Below are 17,511 nucleotides of genomic sequence, written 5' to 3'. Positions count from 1 at the left end.
CGGAGTCAGAAGCGACTGAGAAGGGTGACAACGATGCGAGTGTTCGTGGCTGGTGGCAGTGGGGTGGTGGGGCGGCGGCTGGTACCGCAGCTGGTGGCGCGTGGGCACGAGGTGACCGCGACCACGACCAGCCCGGCGAAGGTGGACCAGATCAAGGCGGCCGGAGCCGAGGGCGTGGTGATGGACGGGCTGGACGCCGCGGCCGTCGGTGAGGCGGTCGCGCTGGCCAGGCCGGACGTGATCGTGCACCAGATGACCGCGATTTCGATGACGCACGCGGGCAAGCCGGACATCAAGCACCCGGACCGCTGGTTCGCCAAGACGAACCGGCTCCGCACCGAGGGCACCGACCACCTGCTGGCGGCCGCCCAGGCGGTCGGCGTACCGCACTTCGTCGCGCAGGGGTACGCGAGCTGGAACGGCGCCCGCGAAGGCGGCTGGGTGAAGACCGAGAAGGACCCGGTCGACCTGCTCGAGGGCACTGCCGCGTACCCCGGCCTCAAAGCGCTGCAGCGGATCGAGGAGCTCGTGGTCCAGATCGGCGGCGCGGTGATGCGGTACGGCGCGTTCTACGGCCCGGGTGCCATCGACGACCAGGTCGACCTGCTGCGCAAACGCCAGTACCCGCTGGTGGGGAAAGGCACTGGTTACAGTTCCTGGGTGCACCTTGACGACGCCGCGAGCGCCACGGTGCTGGCGGTCGAGCAGAAGGCCACAGGTGTCTTCAACATCGTCGACGACGAGCCGGCACCGGCCAAGGAGTGGCTGCCGTACCTGGCGCAGTGCGCCGGGGCGAAGCCGCCGATGCGTGTGCCGGTCTGGCTGGCCCGTCTGCTGGCGGGAGAGCAAGCTGTGGTGATGATGACCGAGGGGCGCGGCTTCTCCAACGCGAAGGCCAAGCGGGAGCTGGGCTGGGAGCTGAAGTACCCGTCGTGGCGTCAGGGCTTCAAGGCAGAGCTGGCGTGATGCGCGCCCGTGCCGAGGAGTTCGAGGAACTGCGACCGCTGCTGTTCTCGATCGCCTACCGCCTCCTCGGCAGCGTCAGCGAAGCGGAGGACGCCGTCCAGGACACCTGGCTGCGGTACGCCGCCTCCACGACCGAACCCGCCTCCACCAAGGCCTTCCTGACCGCGGTGGTCACGCGGATCGCGGTCGACGTACTGCGGTCCGCCCGGCGTCGGCGGGAAGCGTACGTCGGGCCGTGGCTGCCCGAACCGCTGCTCTCCGACACCTACGAGGACCCGGAGCGAGCAGCCGAGCTGGCCGACTCGGTATCGATGGCCGCGCTGCTCCTGCTGGAGCGTTTGTCGCCGCTGGAGCGGGCCGCGTTCGTGCTCCGGGAGGTGTTCGGGTTCGGCTTCGCCGAGGTGGCGTCCGCACTGGGACGTACGGAACCGGCTTGCCGTCAGCTCGTGGCCCGGGCGCGCCGGCACATGGCCGCTGGTCGGCCTCGTTTCGAGGCCGACCAGCGCGAGCAGCAGGAGCTGGCCGTCCGGTTCTTCGCAGCGTTCAGCGAAGGCAAGATCGAGCACCTGCTGGAGTTCCTGGCCGCGGACGTCCAGCTGGTCGGCGACGCCGGCGGCAAGGCGCCGCAGTGGGGCCGAGGCGTCGTGAACGGTGCCCGCAACGTCGCAGGCCTGCTCGTGGCGCTCGCCGAGCCGTTCACGAAGATCGGCGGTGTCGTGGAGCCGCGACCAGTGAACGGCCAGCCCGGTGCGATCTTCCGCGACAGCGAGGGCCGCGTGGTGAACACCTGGACGCTCGACATCGCCGACGGCAAGATCCAGGCGATCCGCGGTGTGGTGAACCCGGACAAGCTCCAGCACCTCGGCCCGGTCGCAGACGCGTACGCCGTCGTCCGGGACACGTTCGACGCCCGCCGAAACGGATAGACGGCTCCACGGCAACGCGGGTTTGGCCGGGTGGTTCCCACGCGGGGGATATCCGCGCATGTTGGGGGTTCTCTGCTCGTGTACCAGCAGAGAACCCCCAACTCGAGGGGTTATCCGGCCCTTGTGACTGATCCGTGGTGGGTCGGAGTGACCGAGTCCCCCGCGTTGTACGACCGCGCGCGTCTCCGGAGCCGAGGCCCGTTGCACCCCGACCGGGGACCGTGCACACCCATCCGGGACCGTGCACCCCGCCTTGGGACCCTGCACACCCGCACAGGACCTCGCACAACCGCCCGCGAGATCGCACAACCGCCGGACGGTGCACACCCGCTCGGGACCTCGCACAACTACGGACCGTGCACCCCGCCTGGGGACCGTGCACACCCGCTTGGGACCTTCAACAACCGCTCGGGACCTTGAACAAGCAATATCCGGTGCGCAGCCCCCGTTTCCTGTTCGACGCCCCGAGAGCCCGGACCCCGGAAAAGCGCTCCTAGATGATTGATGCGCGGCCCGAAGGTGTGCACGCTCGACAGTTAGTGTGGTGCGGGGCGGGTGTGTTCGGTGTCTGGTTCACGCTCAGCTGTGGCCCCTGTCACGGGACACGTCCTGTCGACCTGACACACGCCACACACCACCCACGCCACACGCCCGAGTCATCCCCGGCTCCATCACCACGACCACCGAATCCAGACCAGGCCGTGCATCAATCATCTAGGAGAGTTTTCGCCACGACAGTGGAGGATTCCCGGCATACGGGGTAAAACCCTCCACAGATGCGACTCTGACCACCCCACGCATGACCAACCCCCAATTCTCGGGGTTATCCACTCGTGGCGGTGCTGTGGATCAGCCGCGGTGGTCTGGTCGGCGGCGGCCTTCTCGGCGGCATTCGGCATTCGGCATCCGGTATTCGGCACGCGGTGCGGGCGGCGGCGTTACATGCCCGCGGTGAACCGGGCTGAGTGGCGCGGGTTGGAGTGGGCATGGTGCGGTGTGGTGCCGTGCTGTGGTGCCCTCCGTGGCGTGGTGCCGTGCTGTGGTGCCCTCCCTGGCGTGGCGCCGTCCGTGCTGTGGTGCCCTGCTGTGGTGCCGTTCGTGGCGTGGTGCCGTCCCTGGCGTGGCGCTGAGCCTTGGTGGCGGGGTGTGGCGTGGTGCCGCGATGGTGCGGTGTGATCGTAGGGGTTTCCGGGTTTTCGTCGTGCGGTGGGTTTACCCGCGGCGTTGTGGGTTCCGTACCCTTCACACGGGTCAGGAACCCACAACACCGTGGGTAAACCCACCGTGCGGGGACGCGCGCGGTCGTCCAGCGAGGGCGCCGGCTCGGGCGCCCGGACCCACCCACGGATCGGTCACAAAGCCGGTTATCCCGTCAAGCGCGCGACACTGGAGGATTTTGCCGCCCGCCGTCCGCCGCCGTCCGCCGCCGTCCGCCGGCGTCCGCCGGCGTCCTCCGGCTTCGGCGGGGCGGCGACGGATGACCCTCCGCAGATGCGGATCCCAACGGGGGCGCAGGGAGAAGCCTGCGCCCCGTTGGGGTCCGGGTCAGGCGAGGGAGTCTTCCCAGGCCTGGTGCAGACCGGCGTAGTGCCCGTCGGTCGCGATCAGGTCGTCCGGTGACCCGTCTTCGATGATCTGGCCGTACTCCAGCACCAGCACCCGGTCGGCGGTCTCGACGGTGGACAACCGGTGGGCGATCACGATCGCGGTCCGGTCCGCGAGGATGGTCCGCAGCGCCCGCTGGATCAGCCGTTCGCTGGGGATGTCCAGGCTGGACGTGGCCTCGTCCAGGATCAGTACGGCGGGGTCCGCCAGGAAGGCCCGCGCGAACGCGACCAGCTGCCGCTGACCCGCGGACAACCGGGAACCGCGCTTCTCGACCGGGGTGTCGTACCCGTTCGGCAACGCCGTGATGAAGTCGTGGGCGCCGATCACCTTCGCGGCCTCGACGACCTCCTCCATCGTGGCGTCCGGCTTGCCGAACCGGATGTTGTCAGCGACGGACCCGGTGAACAGGAAGTTCTCCTGCGTCACCATCACGACCCGCTCGCGCAGATCGTCCTCGGACAGGTCCCGCAGGTCGACACCGTCGAGCAGCACGTGCCCGCCCGTCGGGTCGTAGAAGCGGGACACGAGTTTGGCGATCGTGGTCTTGCCCGCTCCCGTCGTACCGACCAGGGCCACGGTCTGACCGGCCGGCACGTCCAGTTGCAGACCGGGCAGCACCGGTACGCCGTCGACGTACTCGAAGCGCACGTTCCGCAGCTCGAGGTGTCCCCGCGCCGGACGCGGCGTGGCAGGCTGGATCGGCTCGGGCACGTCGGGCTTCTCGTTGAGGACGCCGGAGAGCTTCTCCAGCGCCGCCGAGGCGGACAGGAACGTGTTGTAGAACTGCGAGATGTCCTGCAGCGGCTCGAAGAACTGCCGCAGGTACAGCAGGAACGCGGTCAGCACGCCCACGGTGACATGGCCGTGGTAGGCCTGGTAACCGCCGTACGCCAGGATCGCGACGATCGTGATGTTGCCGACGCCCTTGATCGACGGCATGAAGATCGCGTTCAGCCGGAACGACTCCAGGTTGGCCCGGCGGTAGCGGTCGTTGACGCCGTGGAAGATCTCCTCGTTGCGCGGCTCGCGGCGGAACGCCTGCACCGCGCGGATCCCGGTCATCGACTCGACGAAGTGCACGATGACCAGCACGACCGCTTCCCGGGTCTGCCGGTAGACGACCGCGGACCGCTTCCGGAACCACGCCGTGAGCAGCACCAGCGCCGGGAACGACAGCAGCGCGAGCAGCCCCAGCTTCAGGTCCAGCGTCAGCAGCAGGATCGCCGTACCGATCAGTGTCAGCAGGGCGGTGACCAGACCGTCGAAGCCGTTCGCCAGCATCTCGTCGATGACCTGGACGTCGGAGGTCAGCCGCGAGATCACCCGGCCGGAGGTGAACTTGTCGTGGAAGGCCGGACTGAGCCGCTGGAAGTGGTCGAACACGCGGCGCCGCAGGCCGAGCAGGATGGTCTGCCCGAGCCGCCCGGACCGCATCAGGAACAGCTGCCGGGCGAAGGCCTGGAGCAGGGCGCTCGCCAGAACCAGCAGGACGATCGTGATCAGCTCTTGGGAGCCCTCGCCCGCCAGGATCGGCGGGATGCCGTTGTCGATCCCCAGGTGAACCAGGTACGGCACGGCGAGCCGGGCACCGTTCTCGACGATCACGATCACGACGAGCAGCCAGATCAGCTTCTGGTAGGGACGGAGCAGCTCACCGAGCAGCTTCCGCGAGTCCTCCTTCAGCCGGATGCTGGTCGCGCGGGAGACCTCCCGGTCGGGGTCCTCCTCGAACAGCCCGCGCCAGCTCTGTTCCTCCGGCTGCTGGTCGTCCTTGCGCTTGTCAGGATCCGAGGTGGGAGGTGTCTGCTGGGTTGTCGTCATCAGGCGTGCACCTCCTCTTCCTCCGCTGCCAGCAGGTGCCGGTACGCCGGGACTCTGGCCAGCAGTTCCTGGTGGGTTCCTACGTGGGTGACCGTGCCGTCCTGCAGCAGGGCGACCTGGTCGGCCAGCATCACTGTCGACGCGCGGTGCGCGACCACGATGCCGGTGGTCTCGGACAGCACGTTCCGCAGTGCTTCCTCGACCAGTGCCTCGGTGTGTACGTCGAGTGCGGACAGGGTGTCGTCCAGCACCAGTACGGCGGGTTTCGCGAGCACTGCCCGTGCCAGGGCGAGCCGCTGGCGCTGACCGCCCGACAGCGACATGCCCTGCTCACCGACCCGGGTGTCCAGGCCCCAGGGCAGGTCGTTCGCGAACTGCGCCTGGGCGATCTCCAGCGCTTGCTGGACGTCCGCGTCGGTGGCGTCCGGGCGGCCGAGCGTCAGGTTCTCCCGGACGCTCATCGAGAACAGCGTGGGGTCGTCGAACGCGGACGCGACGGCCTTGCGCAGCGACACCAGGGTCAGGTCGCGGATGTCGTGCCCGTCGATGGTGATCCGCCCGGACGTGACGTCGTACAGCCGGGGGACCAGCGCGGTCAGGGTGGTCTTGCCGGATCCGGTGGCGCCGACCAGCGCGAGTGTCGTGCCCGGCGGCAGATCCAGGTTGATGTCGTGCAGCACCTCGGTGGAGTCGTCGGAGAACTGGAAACCGACGTGCTCGAAGCGCAGGTGGCCGCGGGGTGCGGTCAGCTCGTGCGTGCCGGACTTGATCACCGAGTGGGTGTCCAGGATCTCGCTGATCCGGTCCGCCGCGGTCATCGCCTCCTGCGCCATCGCCAAGATGGCGCCGAGTGACGTGACCGGCCAGACCAGCGACAGCATCAGGGTGATGAACGCGACCAGCGTGCCGAGCGTGATCGTCTCCCGGCCGACGGCGAGCGCGCCGAGCAGCAGCACGATCACCAGGGTCAGGTTCGGGATCACGCCGAGGAAACTCCAGAACCGGGACGCCAGCCGGACCTTCTCGACCTCGGTGCGGTACAGCGTGGTGGCTTCCTCGTCGAACTGGGCCTGGACGTGCGGCCGGCGACCGAACGCCTTGATCACCCGGAAGCCGAGCGCGGACTCCTCGATCCGGGTGGCCAGGTCGCCCTGCTGGTCCTGCACCTTGCGGGAGATCCGCAGGTACTTCTTCTCGAACTTCAGCGACACCAGCACGATCGGTACGGCGGCGACCAGCACGACCAGACCGAGCGGCCAGTAGAGGTTCAGCAGCAGGATCGTGACGACGACCAGCTGGAGGATGTTCATCACCAGGAACAGCAGGCCGAAGCCCATGAACCGGCGAATGGTGGACAGGTCGGTGGTGACGCGGGAGAGCAGCTGACCGCTCTGCCAGCGGGTGTGGAACTCCATCGGCAGCGACTGCAGCCGGACGTAGAGGTCGTGGCGCAGCGTGGCCTCGAGGTCGCTGACGGTCCGCGACTGCGCCCAGCGGCGCGCCCAGACCAGCAGCACCTCGGCGATGCTCAGTCCGAGGGCCAGCAGCGCCAGCGGGACCAGCAGGCTCAGTTCCCGGCGGTTGACCGGGCCGTCGATGATCGACTTGGTCACCAGCGGGATCGCGAGGCTGACGGCGACGCCGAGCATCGCGGTGGTGAACATCACCGAGAGACGCCAGCGGTGGGGCTTCAAATAGGGACGCAGCCGCCAGAGATTACGGCTACGTTCTGGGGCACGGGTGGTAGGGGCAGCGATCGACGGCGCGTTGACGGCGTGCTCGGAGGGCATCTGGACGGGCGCACTTCCCATCTACTTCAGGCAAGGGTGATTCGGCGGCAGGCAAGGATTCGGCGACCGGAAAACGGCGCACTTTCCAGTATCGCCCAGTAGATAAGCGCTTGTCCCGCGAATTCCATTCCCGGGCGATGAATCGCAATAGGCCGTCGGGGCGCCAGGCGGCAACGCTTCCAGATCTATCGCGTTTCGTGATCAGTGCTGGGCCATCGATCGCCGTCCCGATGCCTCTTCGGGCACTTCCCGGAGCCCGCGGAGCGCGGAGCAGGCGGCAATCAGCGCGCCGGCCAGCATGCCTCCGGTAGCGAGCAGCAGCGTCGGACGGACCTGGATCGCCCCGGCCAGCACCCCGGACAGACCGGCGCCGACGGTCTGGCCGCCGATCACCAGGGTGCGCCAAGACGCCGTCACCTGGCCGAGCAGGTTCGGCGGTGCCAGCGCCTGGCGCAGGGTCCGCTGCGGGACCGCGAACAGTGACAGGCCCAGCCCGGCGAACGCCTGTCCGAGGAGGATGAGCGGCGTCAGCCCGGTGAACAGTGCGGCCCCACTGAGGGACGCGAGGAACGCGCCGCTGAGGTAGGACCTGCCGAGGCCGACGCGCCGGCACCAGGCGGTGGCGACAAAGCTGCCCGCCACCGCCGCCACTCCGGATGTGGTCAGTGTGAGGCCGACGAACGCCGGCGACTTGTGCAACTCCCGCACCAGGAACAGGACCAGCAGTGGCGCCTGCATCGCACCGGCCATGGCGGCCACGGCAGCCGAGACGACCAACGGCCGGAGCATCCTGTGGCCGAACAGCACGCGCAGACCAGCGGACAGCCGCACCTGGGACCGGTCCGGTGCGGGTGCTCTCGCCGGCTCGCGGATGAGGTACGCCGCGACGGCGGACACGACGTACGACACCGCGTCCACGAGGATCGCGAACGGCGCGGTGATGAGCTGTACGAGGAAGCCCGCGGCGGACGGGCCGACGGTGGACGCCAGGTTGTAGTTGAGCAGTGCGGCGCTGTTGGCGCGCATCAGGTCGGCGCGGGGCACCAACGCCGGGATCATCGTCTGCGACGCGGTGTCCGAGAGCAGAGTGAGGACTCCGGTCAGTACGGCGACCGCGTACAACTGCTCGATGCGCAGCAAGCCCACTGCAGCGCCGGCGGGTACCGAACCGAGCAGGAGCACTCGTCCGAGGTCGGTCCAGATCAGGAGCCGCCGCTTCGACCACCTGTCGACCCAGATGCCGGCCAGCAGCCCGAACACCAGATGCGGTGCGATCGCCAACGCCGCCAGCGCACCCATCTCAGCAGGCGACGCCTGCAGGCTGACCACGGCGACGAGCGGCAGCGCCACTGTCGTGACAGCACTGCCCGAAGCCGAGACCAGTTGCCCGATCCACAGCTTGCGGAACTCACCGCTCACGATCCACGCCATGTCCGCGAACCTGTCACGCAACAGAGTCGCTCGACTACGGCTGTTCGCCGGCAGCAGAGCGGTTCACTGCGCGCGAAATCCGGCCCGGTGCTCGGCTCGCTTCCGTTACCGGTCAGTTCCTGACTAGGGTGCGCCCGACGATGTGAACGGACTGGGGGGTCTTGTGTCGAGCTTTCGGGTGCCCAACTTTCGGATGACTAGCTTTCGGATGACTAGCTGTCGGGTGGCCGGCTTCCGGATGAGGGCGGCTGCAGTGTGCGCTGCCGTCCTGCTGCCGTTGACCGCGGCGCAGGCGACCGCCGCCGATCCGCCGCAGCACGTGGGGGAGGGCGCACTGGTCCCGGGGCGGACCGCGACCGACGTCGGTGTCTCCGGTGCTCGCGTGGTGGTGTCGAACCCGGTGTACGAGACGAGCGACAACGGGACGACGTGGACAGCCACCGGAGGCTCGAACGACGGCAAACCGCTGCAGCTCGAAGGCTCGTCGCTGCTGACGTTCGACGCCGGTACGGCGAAGGTCGGCGGACTCACCTTCCCCGCAGCCGACGAGGTGGTATTGGGTAAGGGCGGAAAGCTCGTGTCCCACCGGGCTGCCGGTGCGGCGACCGCTGAGGTGTACGACGTCGCGACCAAGACCAAGCTGGCCGACTTCGCACCGCCTTTCGCGATGTCCGGTGACACCGTCTGGAAGGTGACCGAGCCTGGGCACCTGGACGGGAAGAACCTCACCACCGGTGGCCTGAAGACCGTGCTGGTCGCCAGTGCCTGCACTGTCGGCCCTCACGACGTCAACGGCCGCTGGGCCCTGCTGAGTGGCTGCAACCAGGTCGTGGACGTCGACGGGCCGCAGCCACCGCGCAACCTCACCGTGGCCGCCGACGCTCAGCTCGGCAACGGGTTCACCGTGCAGGCCTCCGGCGCGGACCTCCTGGTCACCGACCTCAACGATCCGGCTCTGGGGCAGCGCCGGTACGGACCGATCCGCACTACTACCCCCAGCTTCCGCACGGACGGCTCCGGTCTGGCCAAGATCGTGTACGCCGACACGTCGAGCAGGCCGCGTGTCATCACGCTGAGCTGGCTGACACCCGATCCGCGCGAGCGCCCTGACACCGTCGCGCCAGTACTGACGCATGCCTCGGCGGGGGAGCGCATCCGGGACAACACGAGTCTGTCGTTCGAGTGGGCGTACAACGACCCGCAGGACCCGAACTCGCCGGCGAGCGGCGTCGACACGTACGACCTGCGCTACCAGCAGCGCCCCAACCGCACGTCGCCGTACGGCGCCTGGGTCGTCCCGGCCGCGTGGCAGGGACTCAAGTCGAACGGTGCGAGTCTGACCGCTCCGGCCGGCACCGATACGTGCTGGCAGGTCCGTGCGCGCGACTACGCCGGCAACGTGAGCGCGTGGAGTGCGTCGTACTGCAGTGAGGTGGACGGTACGGCGCCGTCGCTCGTTACGTGGCGCATCGGTGACCGTGTCCAGCTGAGTGGCTCCGCGACGGTGCGCTGGACGTACAAGGACGACACCGACATCGCGTCGTACGACGTGGTCTACAAAGTTGCCGCACCGGGGGTCGCGTTCGGGAAGTGGATCTACCCGGAGATCTGGCAGAACACGCGAATCACGTCGATCACGTGGGCACCGCGACTCGGCTGGGACGAGTGCTTCATGGTCCGCGCCCGCGACTACCTCGGCAACCTGTCCGCGTGGTCGAGCCCGATCTGCTCGGTGGCGCCGGAGGACGATCGCGCGCTGACGTCCGCCGGTACGGTCACCCGCTCCACGAGCACATTGGCCTTCCAGGGCACGACGACGATCCTGAAAGCCAACGGTGCTTATCTGACCAAGGCGACTGAGGCGGGGCTGCGCATCGCGCTCGTTGCGATCCACGGACCTGGACAAGGACGCGTCGACATCTACCACGCCGGCATCAAGGTGGGTACTGTCTCGTTGGCAGCCACCACGACCAGCCGGGTGGTTACGTACCTTCCGGTGACACCGTTCCGGACCGGTGCGTTGAAGATCGTGTCGACGTCGACGGCGCCGGCCGCGATCGACGGAATCGCCTTTCTGCGCTTGTGATTTGCGCCTCTTCCACCCTTCGGCAGGCGGGCCGGAGAAATTTCGGCACGTTCCAGTCCGTTTCGCGGTTTGGTGGCTTCGGGGCGGGGGTAGGTCTTCGCGGGAGAACGACCGCAGGATGTACCAACGACTCGGGGACTGGACTGGGAGGGCACCCTTGTCACTGCAGTATCCGTCGGCGCGAACCGCCGACGTCAGGCCGTCCATCGCGCCCGCAGACGGGCCGCCCGCACCGTTCGAGGAGCTGCCCACTCGAGCCGGATAGCGCAGCCCGATGGATGCACAAGCCCTCCAGGACAGCTGGGACAGGGTGACGCGCCACGGCGAACAGGTACCGCTGTACTTCTACTCCCACCTGTTCGTCTCCTCTCCGGAAGTGCGGGCGATGTTCCCGCTCTCGATGTCGAGTCAGCGCGACAAGTTCGTCAGTGCGCTCGGCCGGATCGTCAGTCATGCCGACCAGATCGAGAAGGACGCGGCCTTCGTCCAGCACCTCGGCCGCGACCACCGCAAGTACGCCGTCGTCGCGGAGCACTACAACGCGGTCGGCGCCTCGCTCTGCGCGACGCTGAAACACTTCCTCGGCTCCGAGTGGGACGAGGACCTCGCGATGCACTGGACCGCGGCGTACCAGGTGATCGCGCGGCTGATGGTCGAGGCCGCGGAGACCTCGTCGGAGACCAGCCCGGACTGGTGGGACGCCGACGTCCTGTCGGTCGAGCGCCGGACGATGGACCTCACGCTGCTGACGGTTCGGCCGCGGCGCGCGTACTTCTATCGCCCCGGTCAGTCGATCTCGGTCGAGGTACCGCAGCGGCCACGACTGTGGCGGTACTTCAGTCCCGCGAACGCGCCGCGTCAGGACGGCACCATCGACCTGCACGTTCAGCAGATCGACGGCGGCCAGGTCAGTCCGACCGTGGTGCGGCAACTGAAGAAAGGCGACACGCTCAAGCTGGGTGCCCCGGTCGGCGAGCGGCTGACGCGGCGCGACGACGACGTCCGCGATCTGCTGATGGTCGCCGGCGGTACCGGGCTCGCCCCGCTGCTCGCGGTCCTCGAACAGATCGACAACGAGTGGCAGCGGACGCACACCGCTCCACGCGTCCAGCTGCTGCACGGCGTCCGGATGCCCTGGCACCTGTACGAGCGCCCGCGACTGCGTGAACTGGCGCAGACCCGTCCGTGGTTCGACTACACCGAAGTCGTGTCGGACGACGCGTCGTACCCCGGGACCCGCGGCAAGGCCGGCACCGTCGCGGCGCGGCAGGACCTGTACGGGCGGACGGCGATGGTGTGCGGCGGCCCGCAGATGGTCGCGCACACGCTGGAGCGCCTGGCCGCCGCCGGGATGGACGCCGAGCAGATCAAGTACGAGCACTTCTACTACGCGGCCGTCGACGAGCACACCATTGCTCCGGGGCCGGCGTTGACCAGGTCAGGAGACATCAAGTGACGAACGGAAAGCACCGCCACGGCTCTCCGCACTACCACACCCCCGACGCGATCCGCAGCGAGACGTTCGAGCGCCGCTGGCGCGGTCTGGACCCCGGCCAGGTGTACGAGTACCTCGACGGCGTCGCCGAGCAGGTGCACGCCCACGCGCGGGAGCTGAACGACAGCCGCGCCGAGAATCAGCGCCTGCAGATCGAGCTGCAGCGGACGCGAACCGAGCTCCAGCGCGTCCAGGCCCAGGTCGACGAGTACGAGCAGGCCGGCGACCGGGTGAACGAGCAGATCGTCGAGCTGTTCAGCCAGGCGCAGTTGGTGGCCGAGCAAATGGTCCAGGACGTCAGCAAGGACGCCCGCGAGCGCATCGGTCAGGCCCGCGCCCACGAACGCCGCATCGTCGAGGAGGCGATGGACTCGGCGGGCCAGCAGGTCCGCTCGTACGCGCAGTCGGCGCAGGCGCAGATGCAGTCGCTCGTGGACACGTTCGCCACCGAGATCGACCGGATCGGGAACACGTCGGTGCACGGCGAGGCCGCGGCGCGGCAGAAGGACGCCTGGTTCGACGACTTGAGCGACTGGCAGGTCCGGCTGCGGAGCGCGAGCGGCGGGTCCGCATCTCCGTCAGCGGACTGACCCGTGGGGATGCCTCTGAGATCCGCTCCCGCAGAGGACGACAGGCTGGGCCTCCGGGCTCATCGATCAGCTTCGGCGGTCCGCCGAGCTCCGGTCCGCCGGATGTCTGTCCCGCGGCTGTTGGTCCGGCGTTCGTCTGAGCGGCGTTCGTCGGAACGGCGCTCATCGGTGCCTCGCGCTTCGGTGCGCGGTTCGCGGGTGCGCCTGGCGGCGCGGCCGGTGGTGGCGTTGGGGCTTGCTGCGACGGCGACTGCGGTGGTGGCGCTCGGCCTCGGCGAGGACGCGCGGTCCACCATCGGGCTCGCGCTCGGCGTGGCGATTCTGCTGCTGGCGTTGGGGATCTACGTCCGGCACGTTACTACTCTCCGCACTGAGTCGGCGCAGGTCGGCGTACCGGACGTCGTTCAGGCATCGAGCGTGGAGAAGTGTCCGGTGACGGGAGCCGTGGTGGCTGCCGCTTTGCAGCCGGAGCCGACGCCCAACGACGCCGACGCCGTGCGGGCCGCGGCTCGTGAGTTCCTGGAGCTCTACTACGCTGAGAATCCGCGGAAGGGACCACTCGAACCTCGCCTCGACGCGGTGCTGGCGGAGATCGATGCCACAGGCACCTATTGGCACACGCCCGAGGAGTTGACGTTCGGTGCCAGAGTCGCGTGGCGCAACAACAAGCGCTGCATCGGTCGTTTGTACTGGCGCAGCCTGCAGGTGCGTGACCTGCGGACGGTGCACGACGGACGCAGCGTCGCGCTCGAGTGCTTCGAGCACCTGCGCTCGGCGTACAACGGCGGCAAGATCCGCCCGACCATCTCGATCTTCCCGCCGGAAACCCCATCACGGCCGGCGCCCCGGATCTGGAACGAGCAACTGATCCGGTACGCCGGATACGAGCAGCCGAGCGGACGGCCGTTGGGCGACCCGCGGTACCGCGACTTCACGACGAAGCTCATGCAGCGCGGCTGGCGGCCACCGGATCGGCCGGGTGCGTTCGACATCCTCCCGTTGGTCGTGGAGACCGTCGACGACGGCGTACGGATGTTCCAGTTGCCCGCCGATGCGGTGCACGAGGTCGCGTTGGAGCATCCGGAGTTCCGGTGGTTCGCGGGGCTCGGGCTGCGGTGGCACGCCGTACCCGTGATCAGCAACAACCGGCTCGAGATCGGCGGGGTCTCGTACCCGGCCGCGCCGTTCAACGGGTGGTACATGGGGGCTGAGATCGGTGCGCGGAACTTCGGCGACGTCGAGCGGTACGACCTGGTGCCCGTGGTCGCCGAGCGGATGGGCCTCGACACGTCCCACGAGGCCACGCTGTGGCGCGACCAGGCGCTGATCGAGCTCAATCGCGCCGTACTGCACTCCTTCGAGCGCGCCGGCGTCACCGTCACCGACCACCACACCGAGTCGCGGCGTTTCCTGATCCATTTACAGAAGGAAGAACGCGCCGGCCGCACCTGCCCCGCCGACTGGAGCTGGATCGTTCCGCCGTTGTCGGGGTCGCAGACGCCGGTCTTCCACCGCTACTACAACACCGAATCCCGCACCCCCAACTTCTTCACCGACCCCGAAGCCACCACCCGCTCCCTCCACGCCGTCCCACCCGCCTTCCGCTGACCGAACCCGGCCGGCCCGGGCGGTGTGGACCGGTGGCCCGGGCGGTGTGGACGGGTTGATGAGGACAGCGCGATGAGGACAGCGCGATGAGGGCGTGGTGGTGCTGGGGGCGGGGCGATGGGGACAGCGCGATGAGGACGTGGTGGTGACGGGACGGGGTGATGGGACGGGGTGATGGGACGGGGTGATGGGACGAGGTGATGTGGACCTGGTGGTGCTGGCGAGGTGATGAGCACGAGCTACCGACGGGCCTGGCCGCGACACTCTGACGCCGAGTCGTGGCGATTGGCTCTTGCCCTGTTCGCCGAGTCGTGAGTTTTTGGTCGTTCCGGACCGCCAATTTCCACGACTCGGCGAGCGATGGGGCGGTCGGCCGCGCAGCCGGATCCGCGCGTCTCAGCGTCGTACGGTCTGCTCAGCCGGCGGGTCCGCAGTCCTTCGGGTTCACCGCTGCGGATGCGCTCGTTGTGCTTCCCCGCTGACTCGCCCGTCGAGCGACGTACCCTCCGGCACCTGCTCCCAGGCACCCCATCCGTGATGGTCACCCCGTCGCCGAATGAGTGCTGACGGGTTGTTCGCAATGTTGCTGCCGCCGAACGGCGAGCGCGTTGTCACTGTCGAGGTCGACCATGTCAGCGGCGACTTCCTGTCGATCACCGATGGACTCGAGGGCTTCGAGGAGGCGGTTGCGGCCCTCGTGGCACGGAGCGGTGGTCAGCCGCTGAACCTGGCGACGCTCTCCCCGGACGACACCATCAGCATCGCCTTGGCCGGCGAAGCTCCCACGGCCTAGGACATCTCGCCACCGTACGACGCGACTCCCCGCAGGCCCGCCCGCCATCGGAGCACTTTGTGCACCAGATCCGTACTTTCGCGGCCGAAAAGTACGGATCCGGTGCACAAAGTCGTCCACGCGAGACGGCCGTCGCCGGAAACCTGGCGCACTCGCCGGCTACAACGACTTGCCTTCCTCGGCCCGCTCGCCGGTGCTGTGCTGGTCGACCAGCGCCGCCCGCGTCGCCCCGTGACCCATGCGGCCAGGGGTGGCCCCACGCAGACGGAGTGGCCCACGCAGATGGAGGGCCCAGGTTCGGGTACCTGGGCCCTCCACGGTGGAGCGGGTGACGAGAATCGAACTCGCGTAGCCAGTTTGGAAGACTGGGGCTCTACCATTGAGCTACACCCGCGGTGCTCGGACATGATTCCACATGGACCGGGGTGGACTCAAAACGAGTTTCGTGGCCCCCGGTGGCGAGAGCACTGGTTCGGGGCGGGTAGACTCGTGCGGTCACTGCGGGGCGTAGCGTAGTGGCTAGCGCGCCTGCTTTGGGAGCAGGAGACCGCAGGTTCGAGTCCTGTCGCCCCGACAAACCCCGTGCAGTGCCGCTGCGGTGCGGGCTGCCGCACCGAAGTCATCGAATCAAGGAGAACCGCCACCGTGAAGAGCACCGTCGAGTCCTTGAGCCCGACGAAGGTCAAGCTCATCGTCGAGGTGCCGTTCGAGGAGCTCAAGCCGAGCCTCGACGCGGCGTACCAGAGCATTGCCCAGCAGATCGTCGTGCCAGGGTTCCGCAAGGGCAAGGTGCCGCCGCAGGTGATCGACCAGCGGGTCGGTCGCGGGCCGGTGCTCGAGGAGGCGATCAACGACGCGCTTCCGAAGCTGTACTCGCAGGCGGTCAGCGACAACAAGGTCAAGGCGATCGGCCGGCCCGAGGTCGACGTGACCGAGTTCAACGACAAGGAGAGCCTGCAGTTCTCCGCCGAGGTCGAGGTCCGCCCGGAGATCACGCTGCCAGACCTGGAGGGCCTGGAGGCCGAGGTCGAGGACATTGCGGTGTCCGAGGACGAGGTCACCGAGCAGATCGAGGCGCTGCGTCAGCGGTTCGGCTCGCTGAACCCGGTCGACCGTCCGGTCGCGGACAATGACTACATCACCATCGACCTGTCGGCCAGCAAGGACGGCGAGAAGGTCGAGGAGGCGCAGGCGACCGGCCTGTCGTACCAGGTCGGCACCAACCAGCTGCTGGACGGACTGGACGAGGCCGTCATCGGCCTGAGCGCGGGCGAGAAGAAGACGTTCGTCACCCAGCTGGTCGGCGGCTCTCTCAAGGGTGAGGACGTCGACGTCGAGGTGACCGTGACCGCGGTCAAGGAGCAGGAGCTGCCGGAGTTCGACGACGAGTTCGCGCAGACCGCGTCCGAGTTCGACACCGCCGAGGAGCTGAAGGCCGACGTGCGGACGCGGCTTGAGCGCGGTAAGCGGCTCGAGCAGGCCGGCGAGGCGCGGGACGCCGTGCTGGAGAAGATCCTGACGCTGGTAGACGTGCCGGTTCCCGAGGGTCTGCTGGCCGACGAGCTGGCCGCCCGCAAGGAGAACCTGGAGCAGCAGCTCGGTTACTCCGGGATGACCATGGAGCAGTTCCTCGAGGGTGAGGAGCAGACCCAGGAAGAGTTCGACGAGGACCTGAAGAAGCGTTCCGAGGACGCGATCAAGGCCCAGTTCGTGCTCGACCTGGTCGCCGAGCAGCAGGAGCTCAGCGTCAACGACCAGGAGCTCACCGAGCACATCGTCCGGCACGCGCAGCGTTCCGGTGTCAGCCCGGACCAGTTCGCCCAGCACGCCGTGGAGAACAACCTGGTCCCGAGCCTGGTCTCGGAGGTCGTTCGCGGCAAGGCGCTGGCGTACTTGGTCGAGCACGCCAAGATCACCGACGCGTCCGGCAACACGGTCGAGCTGAAGACCCTGCAGCCCGACGGCACCTACGCCGACCCGGAGACCGACCCGGAGGCCGCCGCGGAGGCGCCCGCCGAGGAGCCGGAGCCGGCCAAGGCCTGAGCACGTCAGCGCGTGAGCACGTGACCTGAGCACGCGCCCGCCGTACGGCCCGGACTCCCAGGCGGGATCCGGGCCGTAGGCATTTTCGAACCCTGATCGCGACGCGACCGTAAGAAAAGTCGCCTAGCGTGACTGGTGAAGCGTTTTCCGAACGGTACGGCGGGAGGGACGCGGAGTGACCGCACTGTTGCAGGAGCCGGAAGTACGGCGGGAACCGGACGTCCCGGACCACCCCGAGGTGCCTGACGACGCAGCGGCCTGCGAGCGCGGAACCGTGGTCGTCTGCGGCTGGTGATGCCCGGCGGTGCGCCGTGAGCGAACACCTCCCGCCCAGCCTTAGCTCTGTCGCCGCGG

The 17,511-nt window shown here is 68.5% G+C and carries 11 protein-coding genes and 2 tRNA genes; 9 read left to right on the top strand and 4 right to left on the bottom strand.

Annotated features, from left to right (window positions below):
* The first annotated feature begins 33 nt into the window (after nucleotides 1–33).
* Together AB0B82_RS01570 and AB0B82_RS01565 are read left to right on the top strand one after the other, a co-directional pair.
* Nucleotides 34–966 carry an NAD(P)-dependent oxidoreductase gene (locus AB0B82_RS01570; RefSeq protein ID WP_360161263.1) on the top strand — a complete coding sequence of 311 codons (933 nt, stop codon included), beginning with the start codon at nucleotides 34–36 and terminating at the stop codon, nucleotides 964–966.
* A complete protein-coding gene (locus tag AB0B82_RS01565) occupies nucleotides 966–1,892 on the top strand; it encodes an RNA polymerase sigma-70 factor (RefSeq protein ID WP_360161261.1) in 927 nt (308 codons plus the stop codon). The genes AB0B82_RS01570 and AB0B82_RS01565 overlap by 1 nt, the downstream gene beginning before the upstream one ends.
* Before the next feature lie 1,545 nt (nucleotides 1,893–3,437).
* Here the strand turns inward: AB0B82_RS01565 and AB0B82_RS01560 are convergent.
* The 3 genes from AB0B82_RS01560 to AB0B82_RS01550 form a co-directional block, all read right to left on the bottom strand.
* Nucleotides 3,438–5,321, bottom strand: a complete 1,884-nt coding sequence (locus AB0B82_RS01560; RefSeq protein ID WP_360161259.1) for an ABC transporter ATP-binding protein — start codon at nucleotides 5,319–5,321, stop codon at nucleotides 3,438–3,440.
* Nucleotides 5,321–7,111 carry an ABC transporter ATP-binding protein gene (locus AB0B82_RS01555; RefSeq protein ID WP_360161551.1) on the bottom strand — a complete coding sequence of 597 codons (1,791 nt, stop codon included), beginning with the start codon at nucleotides 7,109–7,111 and terminating at the stop codon, nucleotides 5,321–5,323. The genes AB0B82_RS01560 and AB0B82_RS01555 overlap by 1 nt, the downstream gene beginning before the upstream one ends.
* 201 nt (nucleotides 7,112–7,312) lie before the next feature.
* Nucleotides 7,313–8,542 (bottom strand): MFS transporter, encoded by a 1,230-nt coding sequence (locus AB0B82_RS01550; protein WP_360161257.1) that lies wholly within the window; start codon nucleotides 8,540–8,542, stop codon nucleotides 7,313–7,315.
* 208 nt (nucleotides 8,543–8,750) lie between these two features.
* Here AB0B82_RS01550 and AB0B82_RS01545 point away from each other — a divergent pair, with 208 nt between their 5' ends.
* The 5 genes from AB0B82_RS01545 (at nucleotide 8,751) to AB0B82_RS01525 (ending at nucleotide 15,114) form a co-directional block, all read left to right on the top strand.
* Nucleotides 8,751–10,628, top strand: coding sequence for a hypothetical protein (locus AB0B82_RS01545; RefSeq protein ID WP_360161255.1), 1,878 nt, complete (start codon nucleotides 8,751–8,753; stop codon nucleotides 10,626–10,628).
* A gap of 274 nt (nucleotides 10,629–10,902) precedes the next feature.
* Complete coding sequence (locus tag AB0B82_RS01540) at nucleotides 10,903–12,084, top strand: globin domain-containing protein (protein ID WP_360161253.1); 1,182 nt, start codon at nucleotides 10,903–10,905, stop codon at nucleotides 12,082–12,084.
* Nucleotides 12,081–12,713 carry a DivIVA domain-containing protein gene (locus AB0B82_RS01535; RefSeq protein WP_360161251.1) on the top strand — a complete coding sequence of 211 codons (633 nt, stop codon included), beginning with the start codon at nucleotides 12,081–12,083 and terminating at the stop codon, nucleotides 12,711–12,713. The genes AB0B82_RS01540 and AB0B82_RS01535 overlap by 4 nt, the downstream gene beginning before the upstream one ends.
* A gap of 168 nt (nucleotides 12,714–12,881) precedes the next feature.
* On the top strand, nucleotides 12,882–14,321 hold the full coding sequence (locus AB0B82_RS01530; protein ID WP_360161249.1) for a nitric oxide synthase oxygenase: 1,440 nt from the start codon (nucleotides 12,882–12,884) through the stop codon (nucleotides 14,319–14,321).
* Nucleotides 14,322–14,877: 556 nt separating this feature from the next.
* Nucleotides 14,878–15,114 carry a hypothetical protein gene (locus AB0B82_RS01525; protein WP_360161247.1) on the top strand — a complete coding sequence of 79 codons (237 nt, stop codon included), beginning with the start codon at nucleotides 14,878–14,880 and terminating at the stop codon, nucleotides 15,112–15,114.
* A gap of 320 nt (nucleotides 15,115–15,434) precedes the next feature.
* Here AB0B82_RS01525 and AB0B82_RS01520 read toward each other — a convergent pair.
* Nucleotides 15,435–15,508 (bottom strand) — tRNA-Gly (locus tag AB0B82_RS01520).
* A 107-nt stretch (nucleotides 15,509–15,615) separates the two neighbouring features.
* On the opposite strand from AB0B82_RS01520, the gene AB0B82_RS01515 reads away from it, so the two are divergent.
* Together AB0B82_RS01515 and tig are read left to right on the top strand one after the other, a co-directional pair.
* A tRNA-Pro gene (locus AB0B82_RS01515) sits at nucleotides 15,616–15,688 on the top strand.
* A 71-nt stretch (nucleotides 15,689–15,759) separates the two neighbouring features.
* Nucleotides 15,760–17,157, top strand: a complete 1,398-nt coding sequence (tig, locus tag AB0B82_RS01510; RefSeq protein ID WP_360161245.1) for a trigger factor — start codon at nucleotides 15,760–15,762, stop codon at nucleotides 17,155–17,157.
* The last annotated feature ends 354 nt before the right edge of the window (nucleotides 17,158–17,511 follow it).

It is taken from the genome of Kribbella sp. NPDC048915, from assembly GCF_040649595.1.
Taxonomy (GTDB): Bacteria; Actinomycetota; Actinomycetes; order Propionibacteriales; family Kribbellaceae; genus Kribbella.
The sequence above is the reverse complement of the archived record's forward strand: the minus strand, read 5'-3'. Positions and strand labels throughout refer to the sequence as shown.

What these genes read in the sequence shown, in the direction of transcription:
- AB0B82_RS01570 (WP_360161263.1), top strand. Translation starts at nt 34, where the DNA reads ATGCGAGTGTTCGTGGCTGGTGGCAGTGGGGTGGTGGGGCGGCGGCTG.
- AB0B82_RS01565 (WP_360161261.1), top strand. Translation starts at nt 966, where the DNA reads ATGCGCGCCCGTGCCGAGGAGTTCGAGGAACTGCGACCGCTGCTGTTC.
- AB0B82_RS01560 (WP_360161259.1), bottom strand. Translation starts at nt 5,321, where the DNA reads ATGACGACAACCCAGCAGACACCTCCCACCTCGGATCCTGACAAGCGC.
- AB0B82_RS01555 (WP_360161551.1), bottom strand. Translation starts at nt 7,111, where the DNA reads ATGCCCTCCGAGCACGCCGTCAACGCGCCGTCGATCGCTGCCCCTACC.
- AB0B82_RS01550 (WP_360161257.1), bottom strand. Translation starts at nt 8,542, where the DNA reads ATGGCGTGGATCGTGAGCGGTGAGTTCCGCAAGCTGTGGATCGGGCAA.
- AB0B82_RS01545 (WP_360161255.1), top strand. Translation starts at nt 8,751, where the DNA reads ATGACTAGCTGTCGGGTGGCCGGCTTCCGGATGAGGGCGGCTGCAGTG.
- AB0B82_RS01540 (WP_360161253.1), top strand. Translation starts at nt 10,903, where the DNA reads ATGGATGCACAAGCCCTCCAGGACAGCTGGGACAGGGTGACGCGCCAC.
- AB0B82_RS01525 (WP_360161247.1), top strand. Translation starts at nt 14,878, where the DNA reads ATGAGTGCTGACGGGTTGTTCGCAATGTTGCTGCCGCCGAACGGCGAG.